This is a genomic window from Mesorhizobium sp. M7A.T.Ca.US.000.02.2.1, assembly GCF_003996995.1.
Lineage (GTDB): Bacteria > Pseudomonadota > Alphaproteobacteria > Rhizobiales > Rhizobiaceae > Mesorhizobium.
Window position 1 is genome coordinate 1 of record NZ_RZTT01000868.1, and the last position, 629, is coordinate 629.

1 pseudogene is annotated in these 629 nt (G+C 56.8%); it reads left to right on the forward strand.

What is annotated here, in order from left to right:
- A pseudogene (locus EOD15_RS35200) lies at positions 1-550 on the forward strand (asparagine synthase-related protein); the annotation flags it as partial.
- Positions 551-629 lie beyond the last annotated feature (79 nt).

Here is a 629-nt window from a genome sequence, read left to right on the forward strand (position 1 = left end):
AACCAGCAGGCTGCGGCAGCATTTCTTCGGGGATGAGCGTTTCAAGGCGAACCCGATTGCAAGAGCGTCGGTACCGGATGCGACGCAGGTGATCCCGAATGGGGAAACGCTGCGTGGGATCAGCGTGAGTAGAGCGTTCCAGTTCTTCGGGATGCGGAACGCGGAACTCAATCGGGTATTGCTGAAAGACTTCCAGATCGACGAACGCAAGGTGTTCCTCTTCTGGCCCTTGATCCGGGCGGCGCTACGCGCGCAGCGCGGGCACCACATGCAAGGTGGCAAGGATCGCGCGCTTGAACGGGATGCCTTCAAGGCTGAGTTACCGGAAGCCATCTACCACCGCGTGAGGAAGGGCTCGGGCCGCGATTTTTTGGAGAGGTATGACTACGACAGTCTGGCCAAGGGTCTTTTGTCCAGTGCGATTGTGCGGTATGGATTAGTGAGCAAAGAACATATCAAGAACATTTCAAGCAAGAACATCGACCACGAAACCGCATTTGCCATCGTAGCGGCACGCGGCATCTCCGATTGGATGGAACTCTATGAATAAATTGCGGGTCCATATGCCGGCATTGCAGCAGCAGATCCTCGCGGCCAGCTTGCGGCGGCGCAAAGGTGTGCTTGTATCC